Source organism: Curtobacterium sp. NPDC087082, assembly GCF_044745045.1.
Taxonomy (GTDB): Bacteria; Actinomycetota; Actinomycetes; order Actinomycetales; family Microbacteriaceae; genus Curtobacterium.
On sequence record NZ_JBIUZN010000002.1, the window covers coordinates 673,837 to 694,881 of the forward strand.

A 21,045-nucleotide genomic window follows, 5' to 3' on the forward strand; every position below is an offset into this window, starting at 1 on the left:
CCATCGTGGCCCAGGCGGCCGGGGATCGCTGGACGGGTCAGCCGGCGGCGGCGGTCCCGGCAGCGCGGAGCTCGTCCGCCTGCTGCTCGGCGGTCGTGGTCAGCGCACGGATCGCGGCCGCGGCGGCGTCGCCGTCACGCTTCGCGATGGCCGCACGCAGCGGGTCGACCGAGTGCTTGTAGTCCCAGAACTGCCACGCACCCTGGGCGAGCGAGAGGAACCGTGCGCGGGGCAGGAGCGACTCGGCGAACTTGTCGAGCAGCTCGTTGTCGGCGGCGTCGACGAGCAGCGAGATGACCGTCTCGAGCTCGGCGTCCATGCGCTTGTCCTGCTGCTCGGAGTACGAGCGCACGGCTTCGAGGTGCTCGGTCAGCGCCTTGGCGGCGGAGGCGTCGAGCTTCGGCACGCCCCAGCGCGCAGCGAGTTCGACGAACCCGCCGAGGACCTGGGTGGTGTCCGCGGCCTGCTTGCCGGTCGGGGTGGCGACGCGGGTGTACCGGTTCGCCTCCATCTCGACCAGGCCGTAGTCGACGAGCTTGGCGATCGCCTCACGGATGGGGGTGCGACTGACCCCGAGCCACTGCACGAGCTCGTCGTCGTTGAGGCGCTCGCCCGCCTGGAGCGTGCCGTCTTGGATCGCGGCGAGCATCTTCTCGAGCACGACGTCGCGCAGGAGCTTCCGCGGTGAGTTCTCGACGGTGGACTTGGGTACCGGCATGCCGGACTCCTCACAGGCTCAGGTGTTCTGTACTCAAATCCTAACGTGTCAATATGCAAACGCTTGTGAAATCTTAGTATTCAGCGATCGACCGCGACGACCGTGCGCCCGTGCACTTTGCCGGCGACGACCTCTGGTCCGACGGCGATGGCTTCCTCGAGCCCGGCGACCCGCGTCACGCCCGCCAGGAGCGCCGGGTCGAGATCAGTCGCGAGCCGCTGCCACGCCTGCTGCCGGAGGGCCAGCGGGGCGTCGACGGAGTTGATGCCGAGCAGCGACACCGCCCGCAGGATGAAGGGCATCACCGAGGTCGGGAGCGCGGAGTCCTGCGCCAGGCCGCACGCCGTCACGGCCCCGCCCCACCGGGTCGCCGCGAGGACGTTCGCCAGGGTCGCGCCCCCGACGCTGTCCACCGCGCCCGCCCAGTGCGCCCGCTGCATCGGCCGGCCGAGCTCGGACAGGGTCGCGCGGTCGATGACGTCGGTCGCGCCGAGTGCCCGGAGCGAGGCCTCGTTCGCGGCGCGTCCGGTCGAGGCAGTGACCTCGTACCCACGGGCGGCGAGCAGGGCGATCGCGACCGTGCCGACGCCGCCGGACGCACCCGTCACGAGGACGGGACCGCTTCCCGGTTCGACGAACCGTTCGAGAGCGAGCACGCTGAGCATCGCGGTGAACCCCGCGGTCCCGATCGCGGCCGCGAAGGAGTCGTCGATCGAACCGGGCAGCACGACGAGCGACCCCGACGGCACCACCGCGTGCTCCGCCCAGCCGCCGTGCCGGGTCTCGCCGAGCCCGGCGCCGTTCACGACGACCCGGTCGCCGATCGCGACGTCGTGCACGCCCGGTCCGAGGGCCGAGACGGTGCCGACGACGTCGATGCCGGGCACGAGCGGGTCGACCCGCGCGACGCCGGGGTTCCGGGCGAGCGCCAGGCCGTCCTTGTAGTTGACGCTCGAGTACGTGACGTCGACGAGCACCTCGCCCTCGGTCGGGTCGGCGACGTCGACCTCGGTGACGGTGGGCGGGGCGGAACTGGAGACGAGGACTGCGCGGGTCACGCGTCGGACGCTACCCGCGCCTCCAGGACCACGACCGGCGGACCTGCGGACGCGTGTCAGCCGAACATGATGGCGGCCTCGTCGTACCGGGCCTGCGGCACGGTCTTCAGCTCGCCGAGCGCCTCCTCGAAGGAGACGTGCTCGATGTCGGTGCCCCGGAGCGCCACCATGCGGCCCCAGCGCTCCTCGACCACCGAGTCGATGGCCGCCAGGCCGAGCCGCGTCGAGAGGACCCGGTCGTACGCCGTCGGCGTGCCGCCGCGCTGGATGTGGCCGAGCGTGGTGGCACGCGTCTCGATGCCCGTCATCTCCTCGATGAGCGGCGCGAGGCGCTCGCCGATGCCGCCGAGCCGCGGACGCCCGAACGCGTCGAGGCCGCGCTCGGTGTGCGCGTTGTCCTCGTGGTCGGGGACGAAGCCCTCGGCGACGACGACCAGCGGCGCCCGACCACGGTCGTAGGCCGCCCGGACCCACGCGGCGATCTGCTCCATGCTCGTCTTCTGCTCCGGGATGAGGATCGCGTGGGCACCCGCGGCCATGCCGGAGTGCAGGGCGATCCAGCCGACGTGCCGGCCCATGACCTCGGCGACCATGCAGCGCGAGTGCGACTCGCCCGTGGTGCGGAGGCGGTCCATGGCCTCGGTCGCGATCGCGACGGCGGTGTCGAAGCCGAACGTGTAGTCGGTCGCGCCGAGGTCGTTGTCGACGGTCTTCGGGACACCGACGATCTTCAGCCCGGCGTCCGTGAGGCGCTTCGCGGCGGCCAGCGTGCCCTCGCCACCGATCGCGACGATGGCGTCGATGCCGTGCCGCTCGAGGGTGCGCTCGATGTTCTCGACGCCGCCGTTCGGGCCCTCGAAGGGGTTCGTCCGGCTCGTGCCGAGGATCGTGCCGCCCTGCTTGGCGATGCCCTGGATGTCCTTGCGGCCGAGCGGGACGATGTCGCCGTCGACCACGCCGCGCCACCCGTCGCGGAAGCCGACGAAGTCGTGTCCGTAGATCGCGATGCCCTTCAGCACGATGGCGCGGATGACCGCGTTCAGGCCGGGGCAGTCGCCTCCGGAGGTGAGGATGCCGATGCGCATGGGGAACTCCGTCGTCGGGGTGCAGTGGGACACGCCCATCATGACTGACGGTGGTTCCGCATTACCATCCTGCGTGTGTCCCTCGCCGTTCCGTCCTCCTCCGCCGGTGGCGTCGAGGGCGCCGCGGCGCGGGTCGGTGGGTCTGCGGCGCGCGTCGGCGAGGCCGCGCGGGTCGGCAAGGCTGCGGCGCGGGTCGGCGAGGCTGCGGCGCGGGTCGGCGAGGCCGTGTCGCGTGCCGACACCGTCTACCGGCCAGGAGGCGCGGTGGACGTCCGCGCGACGCTCCGGCCCCTGCAGCGCGGCTCCGGCGACCCCGCCTTCCGCGTGGTCGGCTCCGACACGTGGCTCGCGCTCCGCACACCGGACGGCCCGGCCTCGGTGCTCGTGCGCCGTGCCGGTCCCGACGCCATCGCGGTCTCGGCGTGGGGCGACGGTGCCGAGTGGGCGGTGTCGCACGCTCCCGAACTGCTCGGCCGGGGTGACGACTGGTCGGACCTCGACGTGTCCCGGCACCCGTTCCTCGTCGACGCCCGGCACCGGCAACCGGGCCTCCGCCTGCTCCGCACCAACACCGTGATGGCGGCCCTGGTGCCGGCGATCATGGAGCAGAAGGTCACCTCGCGACAGGCCTGGCGTGCCTGGCGGTACCTGCTGCGGCGGTACGGGACGCCGGCGCCCGGACCGGCCCCGGCGGACATGTTCGTCCCGCCGACCGCTGCCGGGTGGGGTGCGATCCCGAGCTGGGAGTGGCACCGCGCCGGCATCGAGCCCGGTCGTTCGGCGACGGTGATGCGGGCGGTCCGGGTGGCTCCGGCGCTCGAACGGACGCTGACGCTCGGCCGCGGCGGGGCCCTCGTGTCCGCACGGCTGCAGTCGGTCCCCGGCATCGGGAAGTGGACGGCGGCGGAGACCGCGCAGCGCGCCCACGGCGATCCGGACTCCCCGAGCGTGGGGGACTTCCACGTGCCGGCGCTCGTCGGGTGGGCGTTGACCGGGGGACCGGTGGACGACGACGGGATGCTCGAGCTGCTGGAGCCGTGGCGGGGGCACCGGGAGCGGGTCGTGCGGCTCATCGGCGGGTCGGGCTTCCGGAAGCCGTCGTTCGGGCCGCGCCTGACGATCCAGGACCACCGGTACCACTGAGCCGCGGGGGCGGCCGCGGCCGCCGCCGCGGCCGCACTCCGCCGCGCGCCGCCTGGCGCCGGAGGCGTTCGCACAACCGAAGTGCGCCCGAGCCATGCATCCGCGTGGCGCAACGTGCCTTTGGTTGTGCGGAGCGCCGAGCGCCGCGCCGCCGCGCGCGCCGCGCCGGCGCCCGGCCGCTCGCCGCGGGTCAGGCCACCGCCGAGAACGGTCCGCCGAACCACAGCGCGATCGGCGCGAGCCCCGACAGCACAGCGCTCGCGACGACCACGGCGGTCGACCCGCGGGTCTCCGCACGCCGGCGCGCGACGACACCGAGCACCAGCGCCACGACGACCCCGCCCCACGGGAGGAGCGACAACGCCAGCACGAGGGGCCACAGGAAGAGCGACGCCCCCGTCCCCGTGACGAGCACCGGCACCCACATGACCGACCAGAGCAACGCCAACGCCGTCCCGGACATGGACAGGATCGCCACGGCGACGACGAGCGTGGGGGTGGCGTGGGGCCGGACGGCGAGTTCGTGCACGTCCGGATCGTACCGAGCGCGGCGGCTCAGGGGTGCCGGGTGCCGACGCCGGCGAGCACGGCGCGGTAGCCCTCGCGGAACGTCGGGTACCGCGGTGCCCAGCCCATCGAGCGGAGCAGGGCGTTCGACAGACGCTTGTCACCGGCACCCTGCCGACCGGCAGCGCCGGCGCCGGCCTCGGCCCTCGGCGGCACCGCGACCCCGAGCTCGGCGGCGAGGAACGCGTACACGTCGTCGAGCCGAGCCGGTTCGTCGTCGGTCACGAGGTACGTCGGTGCGGGGTCGTCCAGCGTCGCGAGGTGCACCAGGGCCGCGGCCGCGTCGTCCCGGTGGATCCGGTTCGTGTGCGGGGACGACCCGTCGGCCGGAGCCGACCGCGCGCCTCCGCGCCGGACCTGGTCGATGAGGCGCTCCCGCCCGGGACCGTACACACCGGACAGCCGAGCGAGCACCGCCCCCGGGGCTCGTTCGCGGAGGAGGGCCTCGGCCTCCAGCAGGACGTCCGCGGTGGGGGAACCGCCGTCCGCGGGGGTGTCCTCGGTGACCGTGCCGCCGTCGTCGACGTCGTAGACCGCGGTCGAGGACACGACGACCAGGCGCGGGCTCGCTCCGGACGCGTCGATGCCGTCCAGGACGTTCCGCAGCCCGTCGACGTACGTCGCGCGGTACTCGTCCACGTCGCGGCTCCCCGCGGCGACGGCCACGACCACCACCGCCGTGCTCGCAGGGATCTCCGGGACCGACCGGCGCAGGTCGACGCTCCGCCCGGTGAGCGGGGCCGGGACCAGCTCGCCCCGCCGCCGGAGTCCGACCACGCGGTGTCCGGCGGCGGCGAAGCGCAGGCCGGTCTCGATCCCGAGGTCGCCGCAGCCGGCGATGACGATGTCCACCGCCCCATCATGCCGAACGCCGGTGGACGATCCGCCGCTCATGCCGAACCGGTGGACGATCCGCCGCTCATGCCGAACGCCGGTGAACGATCCGGCCCGCTGTCTCGTCGTCAGGGCATGGGACTCCGCACACGAACCAAGGTCATCATCGGCATCGCCTCCGGCGTCGTGGTCGTCGGCGCGGCCGCAGCCATCGCCGGACCGGTCATCTACGCGAACACCGTGAACGGGCAGGCCGCCGCGGCCCCCTCCGTCAGCGCCGCGCCGTCCGGCGGCTCCGGCACCCTCACCGCCGCCGAGGCCGACGGCAGCTGGACAAGCACCGGCGACTCGTTCGCGGGCTACCGCGTGCACGAGAAGCTCCAGGGGCAGGATGTGAACGTGGTCGGACGCACGAAGGACGTCGAGGGCAGCGCCGAGGTCAGCGGCGGCTCCCTCACGAAGGCGACGGTCACGGTCGAGGTCGCGAAGATCAGCACGCCCGAGTCCGCCCGCGACGCCTACTTCCGCGACACCGCGCTCCAGACGGACCAGCACCCCTCGGCGACGTTCACGCTGACGAAGCCCGTCGACGTGTCCGGCGCGCTCGACGGCTCGACGCAGGACGTCACGCTCACCGGCACGATGGACCTGCACGGCGTCGAGCAGCCCGTCACCGCCGACGCCCAGGTCGCCGTCGCGAAGGACGGCACCGTGCAGGTCGCCGGCAGCATCCCGATCACCTTCGAGGACTACGGCGTCGAAGCACCGTCCCTCGGCTTCGTCACGGTGGACCCGAAGGGGTCCGTCGAGTTCTCCCTCGACCTGGCGAAGTGATGGCCACGGGCCGGTCCGCCGACGAGCTGCTCGCGACGCTCTACCGGGAGCACGGCGATGCGCTCACCCGGTACGTCCGGCACCTGACGCGGGACGGCCACACGGTCGAGGACGTCGTGCAGGAGACGATGGTCCGCGCGTGGCAGCGCCCGGCCGTGCTCGAACGCGCTCCGGACAGCGCTCGGGCGTGGCTCTTCACCGTCGCCCGGAACCTCGTCGTCGACGATGCCCGGTCCGCGCGGAACCGCCGTGAGCACGGCACCGAGTCCCCCGTCGACCGGGTCGAGGCGGACCGCACCGACGCCGTCCTCGACCGCATCGTCGTCGCGGACGCCCTCGCCTCGCTCAGCCCCGACCACCGTCGGGTGGTGGTGGACGCGTACTGGCTCGGACACACGGTCCCCGAGATCGCCCGGCGACACGACATCCCCGAGGGCACCGCGAAGTCGAGGCTGCACTACGGGCTGCGGGCCCTCCGGCTCGCACTGCAGGAACGAGGAGTGACGCGATGAGCGACGACCGCTACGCCGAGTGGGACGCCGCCTACGTGCTCGGTTCCCTGCCGCCGGACGAGCGGCTCGAGTACGAGCGGCACCTCGAGACGTGCGACCGCTGTGCGGCCGCCGTCGCGGAGCTGGTCGGTCTCCCGGGCCTGCTGTCCAAGCTGCCGGCCGACCAGGCGGTCGAGATCGCAGACCCGGACGGGAGGCGCGACACCGGCTCCGAGAGCACCCTCGCCTCCGTCGCGCACCGCGTTCGACACCGTCGCCGTCGCCGCCGGATCTGGGTCGCGGCCACGGCCGCCGCCGCGGTGGTCGCCGCGGTCCTCGGCGGACTCGCGGTCGGCACCGCACGGGTGGACCCGTCCGTCCAGGCCGGCCCCGCCACGGCGTCGGCCGACCGGTACGCGCTCGTGGGGGAGCGCGGCCTCGACGTCGACCTGTCCGTCAGCGGCGAACCGTGGGGCACCCGCTTCGACTGGGGCTGCTCCTACGGCGGGAAGTCCTGGGCCGCCGACGGGTCCGTGATGTACGACCTCGTGGTCGTGCGCGACGACGGGTCCGTGCAGACCGTGGCGTCGTGGTCGGCCGCGGGCGAGGACGCCCGGGGACTGTCCGCCTCGACCGACGTGCAGCGCGACGACATCGCCAGCGTGCAGGTACGGCTCCGCGGCGACGACCGGGTGCTCGCGGACGTCGATCTCTGACGGATCCCGATCCGGACCAATCCGGCTGGGCGAGGGTGCCGAATCACTGACATCGACCGGGGAACACCCCGGAAGCGCTCACCAGCCGCACATCGCTGGTTCTCCACCCTGCACCAGGGTGTGTTCGGCGCGCACACAGCAGCCGCGCCGAGCGCGACAACAGCAAAGGACTGATCACCATGCGCAAGAGCCTCAAGACCTCCATCACGCTCGCCACGACGGGTGCGCTCGTGCTGGGTGGTGCCGCGTTCGGCATCACCTCGGCGCAGGCCTCGACCCCGTCGGTGCACACCGTGTCGTCGTCCTCGTCGAAGATCCCCGGCCCCGTCGCGTCGGTGCCCGAGGTCCTCGGTGGCGACACCGCAGTGAAGCTCGACTCCGGCTTCACCGACGCCCTGACCGCGCTGAAGCTGACCCCGGGTGTCTCCGGTGACGCCAAGCTCGCCGACGGGTCCGTGTCGTTCCCGATCACGTCCGGTTCGGTCACGTACTGGTCGCCGGACGGTGACTACCGTCCGTACGTGCAGGGTCTGCTGAACCACGACGACTCGGGTCTGACCCTCACCGCCGGTGAGACGACGGTCACGCTGGAGAACTTCGTCGTGAACCCGGGCTCGTCCAAGCTCTACGGTGACGTGCTGGTCAACGGCAAGGTCGCGGTGAACAACGCGTACCTGTTCTCGCTGCACGGTGGCACGCTCAAGCCGCTGCAGCTCGAGGGTGACAACGCGATCCTGACCGGCACCACGGTGCACGTCTCGGGTGACGCCGCGAAGCTGCTCAACAGCACCTTCAAGACCGACGCCGTGAAGTCCGGCCTCCTCGTCGGCACCGCCACCATCACCGCCAAGATCAAGTAACACCCCCCGCACGTCGCACCCCCGTCCCGGCCGTCCCGGGGCGGGGGTGTCGTCGTCTCAGTGCTCGTCGTCTCAGTGCTCGTCGTCTCAGTCGGCGCTGTCCGGATCCGATTCGTCGGGGCCGATCGCGGCGTCGACGCGAGCACTGACGGACCGCAGCGTGTCCGCGTCGGTCCCCACGGGCCTCCAGAACAGGTCCTCGAGCGCACCGGTGTGCGCACGGATGCCGGCGAGCACCGCGCGGCGACCGTCCGGGGTCATCTCCACCCAGCTGCCCCGTCCGTCGGTGGGGCAGTCCGCGCGCTCGACGAGGCCCCGCGCCACCATGCGCGTGACCTGGTGGCTGACGCGTGACTTCTCCCAGCCGATCCCGGCCGCGATGTCGCGGACCCGCAACCGGTGGTCCGGCTCGCGGTGCAGTCCGATGAGGATCTCGAACTCGGGGATCGAGATGCCTGCGCCGTGTTGCACGGCCTGGTCGAGCGCTCGGTCGAGACGTCGCCAGACGTCGTGGTAGGCGTCCCACGTCGCCCAGTCGTGGCCCTCGGCGCCCTCGTTCGACATGGCGTCAGCGTATCGACCTCCGGACGCTTCGACGGCATGATCATCCGCTCGGATGACTCGCCGGTGGCGCACGGCTCGCTCCGAGGTGCGGTCGGTGGCGCAGCATACGATCGGTGCATGCCGAGCGCCCGACTGCAGGACTGCACCGACGACGCCGTCGCCCTCGTGCGGCGGTGGCTGGCGGCGTCCGCGGGGACGAAGCCCGACGCGGGGGCGGTCCGTCTGGCCGAGGCCCTGCGGGACGACCGGGGGCTGGACTTCACGCGCGGTCTCGTCGACAAGGTGATCCGCCCCGAGGACCCGCGCGTCGTGGCCCGCAACCTCGAGCAGGTCAGCCGCGACGTCCCGGACTTCCTGTCCTGGTCCCTGCGCGGCGCGGTGACGCTCGGCGGCGGGTTCGCGACCATGGCGCCGTGGGCCGTGGTGCCCACGGCGCGGAAGATCCTGCGGCGGATGACCGGGCACCTGGTGGTCGACGCCACCGACGCGAAGCTCGGGCCCGCCCTCGCGAAGGTCGGCGGCCCGGGTGTGGTCGTCGACGTGAACCTGCTCGGCGAAGCCGTGCTCGGCAGCGCGGAGAGCGACCGACGGTTGCAGGCGACGATGGACCTGCTGGCGCGTGACGACGTCGACCACGTGTCGATCGGTGTGCGTTCGGTCGTGCCGCAGATGTCCGCGTGGGCGTTCGACCAGACCGTCGAACGGGTGGTGGACCGGCTCGTCCCCCTGTACCGGCTCGCCGCGTCGTCCCCGACCGCGAAGTCCGTCACGCTCGACGCCGGGGACCACCGCGACCTCGACGTCACGCTCGCTGCGTTCCGGACGCTCCTCGACCGCGACGAGTTCCTCGGGCTGGACGCCGGCGTGGTGCTGCAGGCGTACCTGCCCGACGCCGCCGGCGCACTCGATTCCCTGACCGCCTGGGCGCAGCAGCGGCGCGCCCGCGGCGGTGCGCCGATCACCGTCCGACTCGTCAAGGGCGCCTCGCTCGCGACGGAACGGGTCGACGCGATCCTGCACGGGTGGCCCCTCGCCACGTGGGGGTCGAAGCAGGAGACCGACACCGCCCACCTCCGGCTGCTCGAGGCCGCCCTGACGCCGGAGCGCATCGACGCGGTCCGGATCGGGGTCGCGAGCCACAACCTCTTCACCCTCGCGACGGCGTGGACCCTCGCCCAGCGCCGCGGCGTCACCGACGGCGTGCACGTCGCGGTGCTGCTCGGGATGGCGTCCGCGTCCGCCGACGCCGTCCGTGCCGACGTCGGACGGGTGGTCGTCTCCACCCCGGTCGTGCACCCCGACCAGTTCGACGCCGCGATCCCGTACCTCGCCCGGCGGCTGCAGGAGAGCGCCAGTCCGGACGGCTTCGTCGCCGCGGCGGGCGACATCGGTCAGGACGAGAGCGTCTTCGAGCGTGAACGCGGCCGGTGGCTCGCGGCGGTCGCGGCCCTCGACGCTCCCGGTCCGGTGCCGGCCACGAACCGGACGCAGGACCGCCGTGCCCCGATCGGCGACCCCGTGCACCGCGACGCCTTCACGAACGCACCCGACACCGACCCGTCGACCGCCGCGAACCGCGAGTGGGCGATCGACGTGCTCCGGCGGGTGCCGCGCTCGCAGCTCGGTGCGCAGACGATCCGCGGGTCGAAGGTCGCCGACCGGTCGAAGCTCGAGCGCATCGTCGCCCGGACGGCGCAGGCCGGGGTGAACTGGGGACGGCAGGACCCGTCCGACCGTGCCGAGCTCCTCGACCTCATCGCGCACGAGCTCGAGACGCGGCGTGCCGACCTCATCGAGGTGTCGGCGGCGGAGACGGGCGCGACCTTCAGCGAGGCCGACTCCGACGTGAGTGCCGCGATCGACTCCGCCCACCATGCCGCCGACAGCGCCCGGCGGCTGGCCGTGCTCGACGGCGACGGTACCCGGTACGTGCCGCCGCGCCTCACGGTCGTGGCGCCGACGTGGACGTCGCCTGTCGCGAACCCGGCCGAGGGAGTGTTCGCCGCACTCGCCGCGGGCAGCGGGGTCGTCCTGAAGCCCGCGCCCCAGGCGAAGCGCTCCGGGGCGGTGCTCGCCGACGTGCTCTGGGACGCCGGGGTCCCGCACTCCCTGCTCCAGCTCGTCGACCTCGACGAGGACCAGCTCGGCCGCGACCTCATCGCGCACCCCGCCGTCGACCGGATCGTCCTCACGGGCTCGGCCGACACCGCACGCTCCTTCCGCTGGTGGCGGGCAGGTCTGCCGCTCACCGGCGCGACGAGCGGCAAGAACGCGATCGTCGTCACTCCCAGTGCGGATCTCGACCTCGCCGTGCAGGACATCGTCCGGTCGGCGTTCGGTCGCGCCGGGCAGCAGTGCTCCGCGGCCTCGCTGGTGATCCTCGTGGGGGCGGTCGGCGAGAGCGAGCGCTTCCGCCGACAGCTCGTCGACGCCACCCGCACCCTGCGTGTCGCCTGGCCGGACGATCCGACGGCGCAGATGGGGCCGCTCATCGCCGAGCCCGAGGGCACGGTACGCGCCGGGCTGACCGAGCTCGGCCCGGGGGAGTCCTGGCTGGTGCAGCCGGTCCCGCTCGACGACTCCGGCCGGCTGTGGTCGCCGGGGATCCGCGACGGTGTCCGGCCCGGCAGCGACTTCCACCAGACCGAGTACCTCGCGCCGGTCCTCGGGATCATGCGTGCCGACACCCTCGACCAGGCGATCGCGATCCAGAACGGCACCGACCACGGGCTCGCCGCCGGCCTCCACTCCCTCGACACCGACGAGGTCGCGGACTGGATCGCCGGGGTCCGCGCGGGCAACCTGTCCGTCAACCGCGGCACCACGGGCGCGATCGTCCACCGGCAGCCGTTCGGCGGGTGGAAGCGCTCGTCGGTCGGCACCGGGACGAAACCCGGCGGCTCGATGTCCGTCGCGACGCTCGGCCGGTGGGAGCCCACGCCCCGGACCGTGCACAAGAGCATCCAGCTGCACGGCCTGCCGCCGCGGGTCACCGCCGTGATCGAGGCGGCCCGCAGCGGCCTGTCGTTCGAGGAGTTCGACCAGGTGCGCGCCGGTGCACTGAGCGACGTCCGCGCACGTGAGTCCGAGTTCGGTGTAGCGCACGATCCGGCCGGGCTCGTCGTCGAGCGGAACGTGCTGCGCTGGCGACCGCAGTCCGTCATCGTCCGGCAGGCCGAGGGCGCCTCGTCCGGCGACCTCGTGCGCGTGCTCGCCGCCGCGACCGCCGCCCGGGCCGACCTGCTCGTGAGCACGGCTCGGCCACTCCCCGGACCGCTCACGCAGCTGCTCGCGTCGAGCCGATCGCCGCTGCACGTCGTCGACCACCTGGTCGAGTCGGACGACGAGTTCCTCCGCCGTGCCGCCTCCGGTGACCTGTTCCGGCCGGACTGGTCCTCCGGCGACGAGGTCGAGCAGGATGCGCTCGACGCCGTGCTCGCCCAGGGGCAGGACCGCCCGGCGCACACGGCGTTCGGCGGACCCGGCGCCCGGATCCGACTCGTGGGCGGTGACCCGCTCGCACTCGAGGAAGCCCTCGGCGCCAGCGTCGACGTGGCCATCCACGACGCCCCCGTGGTCGAGTCCGGGATCATCGAGATGCTGCCCTTCCTGCGCGAACAGACGGTGTCGATCACGGCGCACCGCTTCGGTGACCCCGACCCCGACCTCGCGGAGCTGCATGTCTGACGTCGATCGCACCCTGCACGCCGAGGGGCTGTTCAACGCCCGCGACCTGGGCGGGCTCCCGCTGCAGGACGGCGGGGCGACCCCGTCCGGGCAGGTCTTCCGGTCCGAGAACGTCGACCGCGTGAGCCCCGACGGCTGGCAGGCGCTGCGCGACGCGGGGGTCCGCACGGTCGTCGACCTGCGCGCGCCGTGGGAGACCGAGAAGGACACCGGTACCCGGCCGGACTGGGTGACGACCGTCGTGATCGACCACGACGGACTCGACGCGGCTCCCGCGTTCTGGCAGGCGTACTGGGAGACCGGGCTCGTCGGTACACCGCTGTACTACGGCCCGCACCTCGCCGAGCTGCCGGAGCGCACCGGCTCCGTCCTGCGTGCGATCGCCCGAGCCGAACCGGGCGGTGTCCTCTTCCACTGCGCGGGCGGACGCGACCGCACCGGGATCATCGCGCTCGTCCTGCTGTCCCTCGCCGGCGTCGAACCCGAGGCGATCGTCGCCGACCACCTCGTCACGGTCGACAACGCCCCGGCTCTGCTCGCCTCGATCGGTGTCCCCTCGAACGAGGCGAAGATCGAGGCGCTGTGCGCCGAGCACGGCACCACGGTCGAGGGGGCGTTCCGCGCGGCCCTCGCCGCGTTCGACGTGGACCGGTTCGTCGAGCGTGCCGGTCTCGACGCGGACGACCTGGAGGCGCTGCGCACCTTCCGCGCGGACGTCGCCTGACCGACGGGCACCGTCCGCGGACGCGCGCGGTGGCGTCCGGCGGGGCTCAGTCCTCGGTGTCGCCGGCTTCCTCGTCCACGACGCCGGTCTCGTCCATCCGGTCACGGAGGTGATCGGCCATCGCTCCGGCGCCCTCGCCGGCGTGGTCGTGGTCGACCTGCTCGATGAGGCCGTGCAGCTTCTCGTGGTTCGTCGCCTCGGTGGCGCCGTCCATGACGGGCTCGGTCTGTTCGTTGTCGCTCATGGCACGGACGCTACGCCGCGGCTGGTGGGCGTCAGGCGTCGGTGCGCGCATCCTGGCCGACGGAGTGCGGGTCCGTGTCACCGGCCGCCGGTGTCGACCGGTAGTGCAGTTCGACCGCGCCGCCCACGAACGGCGTCGTGCCGACCAGTTCGAACACCGGCGTGGGGGCGGCCACCGGCAGCAGGGGCGCACCGGCGCCGAGCGCGATCGGCATCACCGTGACCCGGAGCTCGTCGAGCAGCCCGGCCTGCTGGTACTGCGCCGCGAGCAGGCCACCGCCCACGACCCACACGTCGCGTTCGCCCGCCGCTCGCTCGAGGACCGACTGGTGGTCCGCGACCGATCCCGAGACGAAGTGCACCTCGGCGCCGTCCGGTACGGGCAGCTCGCGCGTGGTGAACACCCAGGTCGGCAGGTCCGGGTACGCCCAGGTGTCGTCGTGGGCGAGCAGCCACTCGTACGTGGTCGACCCCATCACGAGGGCGCCGACGCCCGCGAAGAAGCGGTCGTGGTGTTCCTGGAACGGCTCGAAGCCGAACTGCAGCAGCCAGTCAAGGTCGTCGCCGGGCGCGGCGACGAACCCGTCCAGCGAGGACGCGACGGAGTAGGTCGTGCTCATGCCCGGGACGCTACCGAGCACCTCCGACAGCACGTCGTCCGCTGCCGACGGCCGCGCACTCGGCGATCACCAGCACGAGGGAGATCCCGAGCTGGCCGAGGGCGAACTGGCGCCGCCGCCGGTCCGCGACGGCCAGCGGCACCATCGTCAGGCCGTGGAGGGTGTCCACGACCGCGCTGAGCGTGTGTGCGTCGGGAGTCCCGGCGCGACCGACCAGCCCCGCCTGGGCGAGCTGCCGCGCCGCGAGCACGACGTCCAGCACCGGCTGCCCACCGCCCCGTGCGGCCCGGACCGCGTGCCCGATCCCCACGGCGGCCCGGAAGGCCTCGACACCGGAGCCCGACGTCATCGTCGTCGTCCCGCCGCCAGCGCCACGGCTCCCGCCGCACCGGCCAGCACCGCGCCGACGATCCCGTTCCCGAGCCGGCGGTGTTCCACCCACCAGGTCTGCGGCGACCAGGCGTGCGCGGTGTCGTCGAACACCCCGTGCGCCCCGTGGTCCCCTGGAACCGGTTCGTAGAGGTTCACGCCGATCGCCGAGCCGTCCTTCTCGGGGTCCTGCTGCCCGGACACCAGCGTCTTCGCGGCGTACCAGTCCGCGAACCGCCCGCTGATGCGGTTGCCGAGGATCGTGTAGACCGTCGACTCACCGACCCAGGTGCGGCGACGGGGCCGCTCGGCCACGGCGGCGATCGCCCGTGCGCCGACCTCCGGCTGGTAGATCGGTGCGACCGGCTGGGGCTGGTGTGGCAGCTTCGACTTCACCCACTGGAACTGGATGGTGTTGAGCGCGGGCATGTCGACGCGGGAGACCTGCACCTTGCTGCCCTGCTCGAGGAGCTCGGAGACGACCGACTCGGTGAACCCGACGATCGCGTGCTTCGCCCCGCAGTACGCGGCCTGCAGCGGGATGCCCCGGAAACCGAGGGCCGAACCGACCTGGACGACCTGCCCGCGGTCGCGGGGGACCATCCGGGACAGCGCTGCCCGGGTGCCGTTCACGAAGCCGAGGTAAGTCACGTGCAGTGCGCGCTCGAAGTCCTCGGGTGCGGTGTCCATGAAACGCCCGAACACGCCGACCATCACGCCGTTGACCCAGAGGTCGATCGGCCCGAGCTCCTGTTCGACACGGTCCGCGGCTGCCTCGACGGCCTCCCGGTCGGACACGTCCGCGACCAGTGCCAGCCCTCGTCGTCCGGCCGCCTCGACCTCGGCGACCGCGGCCTCGACCCCGTCCCGCCCCCGCGCGAGCACGGCGACGTCCCACCCCCGCGCGGCGAGCTCCCGCACCGTCGCCCGTCCCAGTCCTGCGGAACCACCGGTCACCACTGCCACTCGAGTCATGGCTCCCTTGTACCTGCGGTCGACCGTGCACCACTCAGCCGCTGTCCCCCGGAGCGACGAGGGCCGCACCGACCGGCCATGATGGCGGTGTGGACACCGGAGACGCCCCAGCGGAGGACGCACCGCCCGGCTGGGTCCTCAGCACGCCCGTCCGGCCGAGCGAGGTCTGGACCTTCCCGGCCCTGACGCTGGTCCTCGCCGGCGCGCACGTCTTCTTCGGCATCGCGTTCGGCGGGCTGTTCGCCCTCGTCGTCGGGGTGTCGGCCGCGGTCGTCACGACGGTCGGTGCCGTGGCATTGTTCGTGGCGAACCGGCGTGCGTACGACGAGCAGACCGTCGAGGCCTCCTGGCGCTGCCACGTCACGCGGGTCGTCGTCGCGGTGACGGTCGCCGCCGTCGTCACGATCGCGACCGTGCTCGTCGGGATCCCGTTCGGCCTCTTCCTCGCAGCGGTGGGACTCCCGATGCGGTACGCCACGGCGCGCGCCGTACCCCGCGTCGACCACCTCGCCGTTGCGTGGGCCTTCGTCGTCGTGGGGACGTGCGGCGCGGTCCTCGCCGCGGTCGCCCTCACGGTCGACGGCCTGTCGAGGGCCCAGAGCGCGTCCTGGATCGCGAGCGGCGTCTTCGTCCTCGTCTGGTCGGCACTGGCCGTCCACCAGTTCCGCGCCGCGGCCCGGGCGACGCCGGACCCGCCGTGGTCCGGCGTCAGCGCCCCAGACCGAACCGCGTCGTGACCCCCGGCGAGTAGAGCACCGAGTCCGGTTCGAGCGAGGCCAGGCCGAACGGGAGTCCGGCCGCACCGATCAGGTCGTCCCGGAGCGACACGACCGAGGCCCGGTGGAGCGGCCACGGCTCGTGCTCGTTCGGCCAGAACCGGGTCCGGCCGGCTCGGTGCACGTGCATGCCCCACCGCGCGGTCAGGAAGGTCTCGAGGGCCGTCGGCTCGGTCACCTCCGCACCGACCCGCACTTCGACGAGGGACCGCAGGTGCGTCCCGTGTCGTCGCATCGCGTACCCGACGCGGCCGTCGTCGTTCCGCGTCTCGGCATCGGCCCACCAGTACGGCAGACCGGTCGCGACGCGCGCGCCGATCGTCGGCAGGAGCTTGCCGGCGTCGAGCGACAGGAACACCACACCGTGCCGCCCTTCGTCGTCGATCGTGTAGACGCGGACGTTCACCTCGACGAAGTCCCCGATCCGCCCCGTCGAGATCGGCGGGAACCGGGTGTCCTCGAACCGGAACGCGATGAGGCCGACCCACGTGGTCTCCCCGTCGTCGGTGCCGTCCGCAGTGAGGGTGTCCGGCCGGGTGCCGGCGGGGAGCAGCGGCGCCACCGCCGAGACGTCGACGCGCCAGTGCACGAAGACGACGTCGAGCCAGTCCTGCGAGATCCAGGGGCGTCCGGTCAGTCCGGGTGCGACGGCCTGGAGGCGCGGTTCGCCCCCGGCGGGCACGGCCGCGGTCACGAGGTGGTCGCCTCAGGGGCGATGTGCCCCGCCACGGGCGCGTCGTCCCACCCCAGCTGCGGGGTGTCGCAGGTCCCCCGGAAGACGTACTGCGATGGCCGCTTCCGCTCGCTCGACGTCCAGTCGATCGCGGGACGCCGGCGCTCGGGCGGCAGGTACCCGATCCGGTAGACGGCCATCAGCTCGAGCGACTCGGGGACGTGGAGCAGTCCCTCGATCTCCTCCCACGCCCCGGGGGTCTCCATCGGGAAGGACACGAACTGGATGCCGAGGCCGAGCTCGGTGGTGGCGAGCCAGATGTTCTCCATCGCCGCACCCATGCTGAACACCGAGTAGAAGCCCGAGAGCTCCTCCTTCCGGTACTCGTACCGGTCGAGCAGCACGCCGAGCAGCAGCGGCGACCCGGCGACGAGCTTCCGGTTCTCCTCACCGAGGGTGTGCGGCACCCGCAGTGTGTTCATGAGCAGCTGCCCACGCTTCGTGAACACCTGCTTCGTGAAGGGCTTGAGCGGTCCGGGGAGCTTGTCGAACAGCATGCCGTCGCGCCGCTCATCCATCTCGGCCTGGGAGAACCGGAAGTACGGCTTGTACCGCTCGAAGAACGTCCCCTCGGCCATGGTCCGGGTCATCGACGAGCCGCTGATCTCGGCGACGCGGTCGATCGTGTCGCGCTCCTCGACGAGGACGAACCGCCACGGCTGGCTGTTGAGCTGCGACGGAGCCCGGCCGGCCAGCTCCATGAGCACCCGCTGGTGCTCGGGCGACACGGGGTCGGGGAGGAACGGTCCGTTGGTGGTCCGCCGGCGTCTGATCGCCTCGAAGAGCTCCACTGCTCACCTCTCTGCTCGGCGGCCCGCGAGCAACGCCCCCAGGTAGGACGGCGCCGCGGCGACCGCGACTTGCCAGTGTGCTCCGGAGCGCGGGTTCGTGCGTGGTGCGACCGCGAGCGGCACGAGCGCCGGGAGCAGGAAGAGCGCCGATCGGCCTCGCGTCCAGACCGGAGTGGTCGCCGCGACCCCGGTCAGCGTGGCGGTCACGACGAACAGGCCGTGGTGGACGACGCGCAGCTTCCTCGTCCGGATGAGCCGCACGGCGACGGCGGTGCCCCAGGCGCAGTTCGCGACGTAGGCGACGCTCGCAGCGGTGACCAGCCGGCGGGCCGTGCGCGAACCCGTGGGAGGCGATCCGTGCCTCCCGGCCCACATCCGTCGCATGTGCGGGACGTTACGCGGTCTCGCGACTGACCAGCTTGGAGAGCACGATCGCGGACCGCGTGTGGTCCACCTGGGGTGCGAGGCGGACCTTGTCGAGGGCTTCCTCGAGCGCGGAGAGGTCCTTCGAGCGCATGTGCACGACGGCGTCGGCGCTGCCCGTGACGGTGCCGGCGTCGATGACCTCCGGCACGCTGTCGAGCAGGGTGCGGAGCTCGTCGGGGGAGACCGTGCCGCGGCAGTAGAGCTCCACCCAGGCCTCGGTGCCGCGGTCCTCGACGGCGGGGTCGACCTTGATCGTGAAGCCCTGGATCACGCCGTCGCCCACCAGCCGGTCGACGCGACGTTTCACGGCGGAGGCCGAGAGTCCGACCACCGACCCGATGTCGCCGTAGCCGGCGCGGGCGTTCTCCCGGAGTTGATCCAGGATGCGGTGGTCGAGCGAATCCATTGCACCCATGGTACGCGGACTTCTTGCACACCCGGTGGGTTCGGCGCACGAAACGTGCGTCACCCGAACGGGTGCCACGGCGCTTCGCTCCCGGTACTGCACTTGCCGGACGGTCTGTGTCAGGATCGACGTGGCGTCGACCTGGTCCGCTACGGCGAGTGAGCCTGCATCTCGCCGGAGCACATCTCCTTCGTTCCGTTTCGGTTCCTGGCAGGCTCGGGCCCCGGTCCCTTCTCAGGAGGACTGATGTCGAACACCGCACCCTCGACCACCGATGCACCGGCCCGTACCGCCACCAAGCGGACGATCCTGATGTGCAAGCCGACGCACTACACGGTCAGCTACCGGATCAACCCGTGGATGCACCCCGAGGACCCGACCGACACGTCGAAGGCCGTCGAGCAGTGGCAGTCCCTCGTGGACGTCTACGAGCAGCTCGGCTTCGACATCTCGTACATCGAGCCGATCGAGGGCCTGCCGGACATGGTCTACGCGGCCAACGGCGGGTTCGTGCTCGACGGCGTCGCGTACGGCGCGAAGTTCCAGTACCCCGAGCGTCAGCCCGAGGGTCCGGCGTACATGGACTGGTTCCGCAGCGCGGGCCTGACGGTGGCCGAGCCCGAGGAGACGAACGAGGGCGAGGGCGACTTCCTGCTCATCGGGAACACCATCTTCGCCGGCACCGGCTTCCGCTCGGACAGTACCTCGCACGAGGAGCTTGCTCGGATCTACGGCCGCGAGGTCGTCACCCTGAAGCTCATCAACCCGAACTTCTACCACCTCGACACGGCGATCGCGGTCCTCGACCCGGAGCCCGCCGCGGACGGCACGTCGAACATCGCCTACCTCGAGAGCGCCTTCGACGAGCCGTCGCTGGCGATCCTGCGCGAGCGCTTCCCCGACGCGATCATCGCAACGGAGGAGGACGCCGCCATCCTCGGCCTGAACTCCTACTCCGACGGGTACAACGTCGTGATCGCCTCGCGCGCGACCACGTTCGCGTCGCAGCTCCGCGAGAAGGGCTACAACCCGATCGGCGTCGACCTGTCCGAGCTGCTGCTCGGCGGCGGCGGCGTGAAGTGCTGCACGCTCGACCTGCACCCCGTCGGCACCGGCACCTCGGTCGCGCGATGACGGCCTCGTCGCTCGGTTCGCGGACCGCTGCGGCGCTCGCCGTCGAGGAACGCTCCCTCGCCCACAACTACAGCCCGCTGCCCGTCGTCATCGCGTCGGGCGACGGCGCGTGGGTCACGGACGTCGACGGCAAGCGCTACCTGGACGGCCTCGCCGCCTACTCCGCCGTGAACTTCGGTCACGGCAACCCCCGGCTGCTCGACGCCGCGCGGGCGCAGCTCGACCGGGTCACGCTGACCTCGCGCGCGTTCGTGAACGACCAGCTCGGGCCGTTCGCCTCGGCGCTCGCCGCGTTGACCGAGACCGACATGGTCCTGCCGATGAACACCGGTGCCGAGGCGGTGGAGTCCGCGATCAAGGTCTCCCGCGCCTGGGGCTACCGCGTCAAGGGCGTCCCCGCCGAGCGCGCCACGATCATCGTCGCCTCGGGGAACTTCCACGGTCGCACCACGACGATCATCTCGTTCTCGGACGACCCGTCGGCGCACGACGACTTCGGGCCGTTCACGCCCGGTTTCCGCACCGTGCCGTACGGCGATGCCGCTGCCCTGCGCGAGGCGATGGACGAGACCGTCGTCGCCGTGCTGCTCGAGCCGATCCAGGGCGAGGGCGGGGTCGTCATCCCGCCGCCGTCCTACCTGCCGGACGTCCGGGCGATCTGCGACGAGTTCGGCGCGCTGTTCGTCGCCGACGAGATCCAGTCCGGGCTCGGTCGCACCGGCCACACCCTCGCCGTGCAGCGCGTCGGGGTCCGCCCGGACCTCATCACGCTCGGCAAGGCGCTCGGCGGCGGGATCGTCCCCGTGTCCGCCGTGGTCGGTCGGCGTGACGTGCTGGGCGTCCTGCGTCCGGGCGAGCACGGGTCGACCTTCGGCGGGAACCCGCTCGCGGCCGCCGTCGGCTCCGAGGTCGTGGCGATGCTCGACGAGGGCACGTTCCAGCAGCGGGCGCTCGAGGGCGAACCGCTGCTGCGCGGGCTGCTCGACGACCTGGTCGGCTCCGGGGTCGTCTCGCACCGGGTCGCCGGACTCTGGGCGGGCATCGACATCGACCCCGCGCTCGGCACGGGCAAGCAGATCGCGCAGGACCTCGCCGACCGCGGGGTGCTCGTGAAGGACACGCACGGGTCGACGATCCGCTTCGCGCCGCCGCTCGTCGTCACCGACGACGAGGTGCGCCTGGCGATCGGCGCCCTCGCCGAGGTGTTGCGCGCGCGAGCCTGAGCTCCGCGCTCGCTTCGTGAGCAGAATTGGTCGGGTGCCCTCGGGCGACCCGACCATTTCTGCTCACC

24 protein-coding genes are annotated in these 21,045 nt (G+C 72.6%); 10 read left to right on the forward strand and 14 right to left on the reverse strand.

Features of this window, described 5'->3' with window-relative positions; genetic code table 11:
• Window positions 1–37 precede the first annotated feature (37 nt).
• From ACIPEP_RS08655 to ACIPEP_RS08665, 3 genes are all read right to left on the reverse strand, one after another.
• Window positions 38–718, reverse strand: a complete 681-nt coding sequence (locus tag ACIPEP_RS08655) for a GntR family transcriptional regulator (protein ID WP_402717020.1) — start codon at window positions 716–718, stop codon at window positions 38–40.
• An 80-nt stretch (window positions 719–798) separates the two neighbouring features.
• Entirely contained in the window at window positions 799–1,776 is a 978-nt protein-coding gene (locus ACIPEP_RS08660; protein ID WP_402717021.1) for an MDR family oxidoreductase, read from the reverse strand.
• A gap of 56 nt (window positions 1,777–1,832) precedes the next feature.
• Complete coding sequence (locus tag ACIPEP_RS08665; RefSeq protein WP_070419301.1) at window positions 1,833–2,861, reverse strand: 6-phosphofructokinase; 1,029 nt, start codon at window positions 2,859–2,861, stop codon at window positions 1,833–1,835.
• A gap of 225 nt (window positions 2,862–3,086) precedes the next feature.
• On the opposite strand from ACIPEP_RS08665, the gene ACIPEP_RS08670 reads away from it, so the two are divergent.
• Complete coding sequence (locus ACIPEP_RS08670) at window positions 3,087–4,004, forward strand: DNA-3-methyladenine glycosylase family protein (RefSeq protein ID WP_402717074.1); 918 nt, start codon at window positions 3,087–3,089, stop codon at window positions 4,002–4,004.
• A gap of 190 nt (window positions 4,005–4,194) precedes the next feature.
• Here the strand turns inward: ACIPEP_RS08670 and ACIPEP_RS08675 are convergent, their stop codons facing one another.
• Window positions 4,195–4,533, reverse strand: a complete 339-nt coding sequence (locus ACIPEP_RS08675; protein WP_402717022.1) for a hypothetical protein — start codon at window positions 4,531–4,533, stop codon at window positions 4,195–4,197.
• A 26-nt stretch (window positions 4,534–4,559) separates the two neighbouring features.
• On the reverse strand, window positions 4,560–5,423 hold the full coding sequence (locus tag ACIPEP_RS08680) for an NAD-dependent epimerase/dehydratase family protein (protein WP_402717023.1): 864 nt from the start codon (window positions 5,421–5,423) through the stop codon (window positions 4,560–4,562).
• A gap of 69 nt (window positions 5,424–5,492) precedes the next feature.
• On the opposite strand from ACIPEP_RS08680, the gene ACIPEP_RS08685 reads away from it, so the two are divergent.
• From ACIPEP_RS08685 to ACIPEP_RS08700, 4 genes are all read left to right on the forward strand, one after another.
• On the forward strand, window positions 5,493–6,239 hold the full coding sequence (locus tag ACIPEP_RS08685; RefSeq protein ID WP_402717024.1) for a YceI family protein: 747 nt from the start codon (window positions 5,493–5,495) through the stop codon (window positions 6,237–6,239).
• Window positions 6,239–6,751 (forward strand): sigma-70 family RNA polymerase sigma factor, encoded by a 513-nt coding sequence (locus ACIPEP_RS08690; protein ID WP_071294337.1) that lies wholly within the window; start codon window positions 6,239–6,241, stop codon window positions 6,749–6,751. Before ACIPEP_RS08685 ends, ACIPEP_RS08690 begins: the two co-directional genes overlap by 1 nt.
• Window positions 6,748–7,446, forward strand: a complete 699-nt coding sequence (locus ACIPEP_RS08695) for an anti-sigma factor (RefSeq protein ID WP_070417345.1) — start codon at window positions 6,748–6,750, stop codon at window positions 7,444–7,446. Before ACIPEP_RS08690 ends, ACIPEP_RS08695 begins: the two co-directional genes overlap by 4 nt.
• Before the next feature lie 179 nt (window positions 7,447–7,625).
• Window positions 7,626–8,306 carry a hypothetical protein gene (locus ACIPEP_RS08700; RefSeq protein WP_070417182.1) on the forward strand — a complete coding sequence of 227 codons (681 nt, stop codon included), beginning with the start codon at window positions 7,626–7,628 and terminating at the stop codon, window positions 8,304–8,306.
• Between the two features lie 87 nt (window positions 8,307–8,393).
• Here the strand turns inward: ACIPEP_RS08700 and ACIPEP_RS08705 are convergent, their stop codons facing one another.
• On the reverse strand, window positions 8,394–8,870 hold the full coding sequence (locus tag ACIPEP_RS08705) for a MarR family winged helix-turn-helix transcriptional regulator (RefSeq protein WP_070417344.1): 477 nt from the start codon (window positions 8,868–8,870) through the stop codon (window positions 8,394–8,396).
• A 117-nt stretch (window positions 8,871–8,987) separates the two neighbouring features.
• On the opposite strand from ACIPEP_RS08705, the gene ACIPEP_RS08710 reads away from it, so the two are divergent.
• Together ACIPEP_RS08710 and ACIPEP_RS08715 are read left to right on the forward strand one after the other, a co-directional pair.
• Complete coding sequence (locus tag ACIPEP_RS08710) at window positions 8,988–12,557, forward strand: proline dehydrogenase family protein (RefSeq protein ID WP_402717025.1); 3,570 nt, start codon at window positions 8,988–8,990, stop codon at window positions 12,555–12,557.
• A complete protein-coding gene (locus tag ACIPEP_RS08715; protein WP_402717026.1) occupies window positions 12,550–13,281 on the forward strand; it encodes a tyrosine-protein phosphatase in 732 nt (243 codons plus the stop codon). Before ACIPEP_RS08710 ends, ACIPEP_RS08715 begins: the two co-directional genes overlap by 8 nt.
• 46 nt (window positions 13,282–13,327) lie before the next feature.
• Here the strand turns inward: ACIPEP_RS08715 and ACIPEP_RS08720 are convergent, their stop codons facing one another.
• From ACIPEP_RS08720 to ACIPEP_RS08735, 4 genes are read right to left on the reverse strand one after another with little or no spacing between them, the layout of a single operon-like run.
• On the reverse strand, window positions 13,328–13,525 hold the full coding sequence (locus ACIPEP_RS08720) for a hypothetical protein (RefSeq protein WP_070417343.1): 198 nt from the start codon (window positions 13,523–13,525) through the stop codon (window positions 13,328–13,330).
• A gap of 31 nt (window positions 13,526–13,556) precedes the next feature.
• A complete protein-coding gene (locus ACIPEP_RS08725; protein ID WP_336696843.1) occupies window positions 13,557–14,144 on the reverse strand; it encodes a dihydrofolate reductase family protein in 588 nt (195 codons plus the stop codon).
• Window positions 14,145–14,154: 10 nt separating this feature from the next.
• Window positions 14,155–14,493, reverse strand: a complete 339-nt coding sequence (locus tag ACIPEP_RS08730; protein ID WP_402717027.1) for a hypothetical protein — start codon at window positions 14,491–14,493, stop codon at window positions 14,155–14,157.
• On the reverse strand, window positions 14,490–15,488 hold the full coding sequence (locus ACIPEP_RS08735; RefSeq protein WP_070417341.1) for an SDR family oxidoreductase: 999 nt from the start codon (window positions 15,486–15,488) through the stop codon (window positions 14,490–14,492). The genes ACIPEP_RS08730 and ACIPEP_RS08735 overlap by 4 nt, the downstream gene beginning before the upstream one ends.
• Window positions 15,489–15,577: 89 nt before the next feature.
• On the opposite strand from ACIPEP_RS08735, the gene ACIPEP_RS08740 reads away from it, so the two are divergent.
• Window positions 15,578–16,225: a hypothetical protein gene (locus tag ACIPEP_RS08740; protein WP_402717028.1), complete on the forward strand. Its 648-nt coding sequence runs from the start codon at window positions 15,578–15,580 to the stop codon at window positions 16,223–16,225.
• Here the strand turns inward: ACIPEP_RS08740 and ACIPEP_RS08745 are convergent.
• The 4 genes from ACIPEP_RS08745 to ACIPEP_RS08760 are packed head-to-tail and all read right to left on the reverse strand — an operon-like array spanning window position 16,197 to window position 18,620.
• Entirely contained in the window at window positions 16,197–16,958 is a 762-nt protein-coding gene (locus ACIPEP_RS08745; protein ID WP_402717029.1) for a YqjF family protein, read from the reverse strand. The two genes, ACIPEP_RS08740 and ACIPEP_RS08745, sit on opposite strands and share 29 nt — an antisense overlap.
• Window positions 16,955–17,788: a nitroreductase family protein gene (locus tag ACIPEP_RS08750; RefSeq protein WP_402717030.1), complete on the reverse strand. Its 834-nt coding sequence runs from the start codon at window positions 17,786–17,788 to the stop codon at window positions 16,955–16,957. Before ACIPEP_RS08750 ends, ACIPEP_RS08745 begins: the two co-directional genes overlap by 4 nt.
• 3 nt (window positions 17,789–17,791) lie before the next feature.
• A complete protein-coding gene (locus ACIPEP_RS08755) occupies window positions 17,792–18,172 on the reverse strand; it encodes a hypothetical protein (protein ID WP_402717031.1) in 381 nt (126 codons plus the stop codon).
• Between the two features lie 10 nt (window positions 18,173–18,182).
• On the reverse strand, window positions 18,183–18,620 hold the full coding sequence (locus tag ACIPEP_RS08760; protein WP_070417337.1) for an Lrp/AsnC family transcriptional regulator: 438 nt from the start codon (window positions 18,618–18,620) through the stop codon (window positions 18,183–18,185).
• Window positions 18,621–18,866: 246 nt separating this feature from the next.
• Here ACIPEP_RS08760 and ddaH point away from each other — a divergent pair, with 246 nt between their 5' ends.
• Together ddaH and rocD are read left to right on the forward strand one after the other, a co-directional pair.
• On the forward strand, window positions 18,867–19,754 hold the full coding sequence (gene ddaH / locus ACIPEP_RS08765) for a dimethylargininase (RefSeq protein ID WP_261646093.1): 888 nt from the start codon (window positions 18,867–18,869) through the stop codon (window positions 19,752–19,754).
• Entirely contained in the window at window positions 19,751–20,977 is a 1,227-nt protein-coding gene (rocD, locus tag ACIPEP_RS08770; protein WP_402717032.1) for an ornithine--oxo-acid transaminase, read from the forward strand. The genes ddaH and rocD overlap by 4 nt, the downstream gene beginning before the upstream one ends.
• The last annotated feature ends 68 nt before the right edge of the window (window positions 20,978–21,045 follow it).

Coding starts and splice junctions, on each gene's coding strand:
- ACIPEP_RS08685 (WP_402717024.1), top strand. CDS start 5,493: ATGCCGAACGCCGGTGAACGATCCGGCCCGCTGTCTCGTCGTCAGGGC.
- ACIPEP_RS08665 (WP_070419301.1), bottom strand. CDS start 2,861: ATGCGCATCGGCATCCTCACCTCCGGAGGCGACTGCCCCGGCCTGAAC.
- ACIPEP_RS08700 (WP_070417182.1), top strand. CDS start 7,626: ATGCGCAAGAGCCTCAAGACCTCCATCACGCTCGCCACGACGGGTGCG.
- ACIPEP_RS08655 (WP_402717020.1), bottom strand. CDS start 718: ATGCCGGTACCCAAGTCCACCGTCGAGAACTCACCGCGGAAGCTCCTG.
- ACIPEP_RS08735 (WP_070417341.1), bottom strand. CDS start 15,488: ATGACTCGAGTGGCAGTGGTGACCGGTGGTTCCGCAGGACTGGGACGG.
- ACIPEP_RS08760 (WP_070417337.1), bottom strand. CDS start 18,620: ATGGATTCGCTCGACCACCGCATCCTGGATCAACTCCGGGAGAACGCC.
- ddaH (WP_261646093.1), top strand. CDS start 18,867: ATGTCGAACACCGCACCCTCGACCACCGATGCACCGGCCCGTACCGCC.
- ACIPEP_RS08705 (WP_070417344.1), bottom strand. CDS start 8,870: ATGTCGAACGAGGGCGCCGAGGGCCACGACTGGGCGACGTGGGACGCC.
- ACIPEP_RS08730 (WP_402717027.1), bottom strand. CDS start 14,493: ATGACGTCGGGCTCCGGTGTCGAGGCCTTCCGGGCCGCCGTGGGGATC.
- ACIPEP_RS08710 (WP_402717025.1), top strand. CDS start 8,988: ATGCCGAGCGCCCGACTGCAGGACTGCACCGACGACGCCGTCGCCCTC.
- ACIPEP_RS08690 (WP_071294337.1), top strand. CDS start 6,239: ATGGCCACGGGCCGGTCCGCCGACGAGCTGCTCGCGACGCTCTACCGG.
- ACIPEP_RS08725 (WP_336696843.1), bottom strand. CDS start 14,144: ATGAGCACGACCTACTCCGTCGCGTCCTCGCTGGACGGGTTCGTCGCC.
- ACIPEP_RS08695 (WP_070417345.1), top strand. CDS start 6,748: ATGAGCGACGACCGCTACGCCGAGTGGGACGCCGCCTACGTGCTCGGT.
- ACIPEP_RS08715 (WP_402717026.1), top strand. CDS start 12,550: ATGTCTGACGTCGATCGCACCCTGCACGCCGAGGGGCTGTTCAACGCC.
- ACIPEP_RS08720 (WP_070417343.1), bottom strand. CDS start 13,525: ATGAGCGACAACGAACAGACCGAGCCCGTCATGGACGGCGCCACCGAG.
- rocD (WP_402717032.1), top strand. CDS start 19,751: ATGACGGCCTCGTCGCTCGGTTCGCGGACCGCTGCGGCGCTCGCCGTC.
- ACIPEP_RS08755 (WP_402717031.1), bottom strand. CDS start 18,172: ATGCGACGGATGTGGGCCGGGAGGCACGGATCGCCTCCCACGGGTTCG.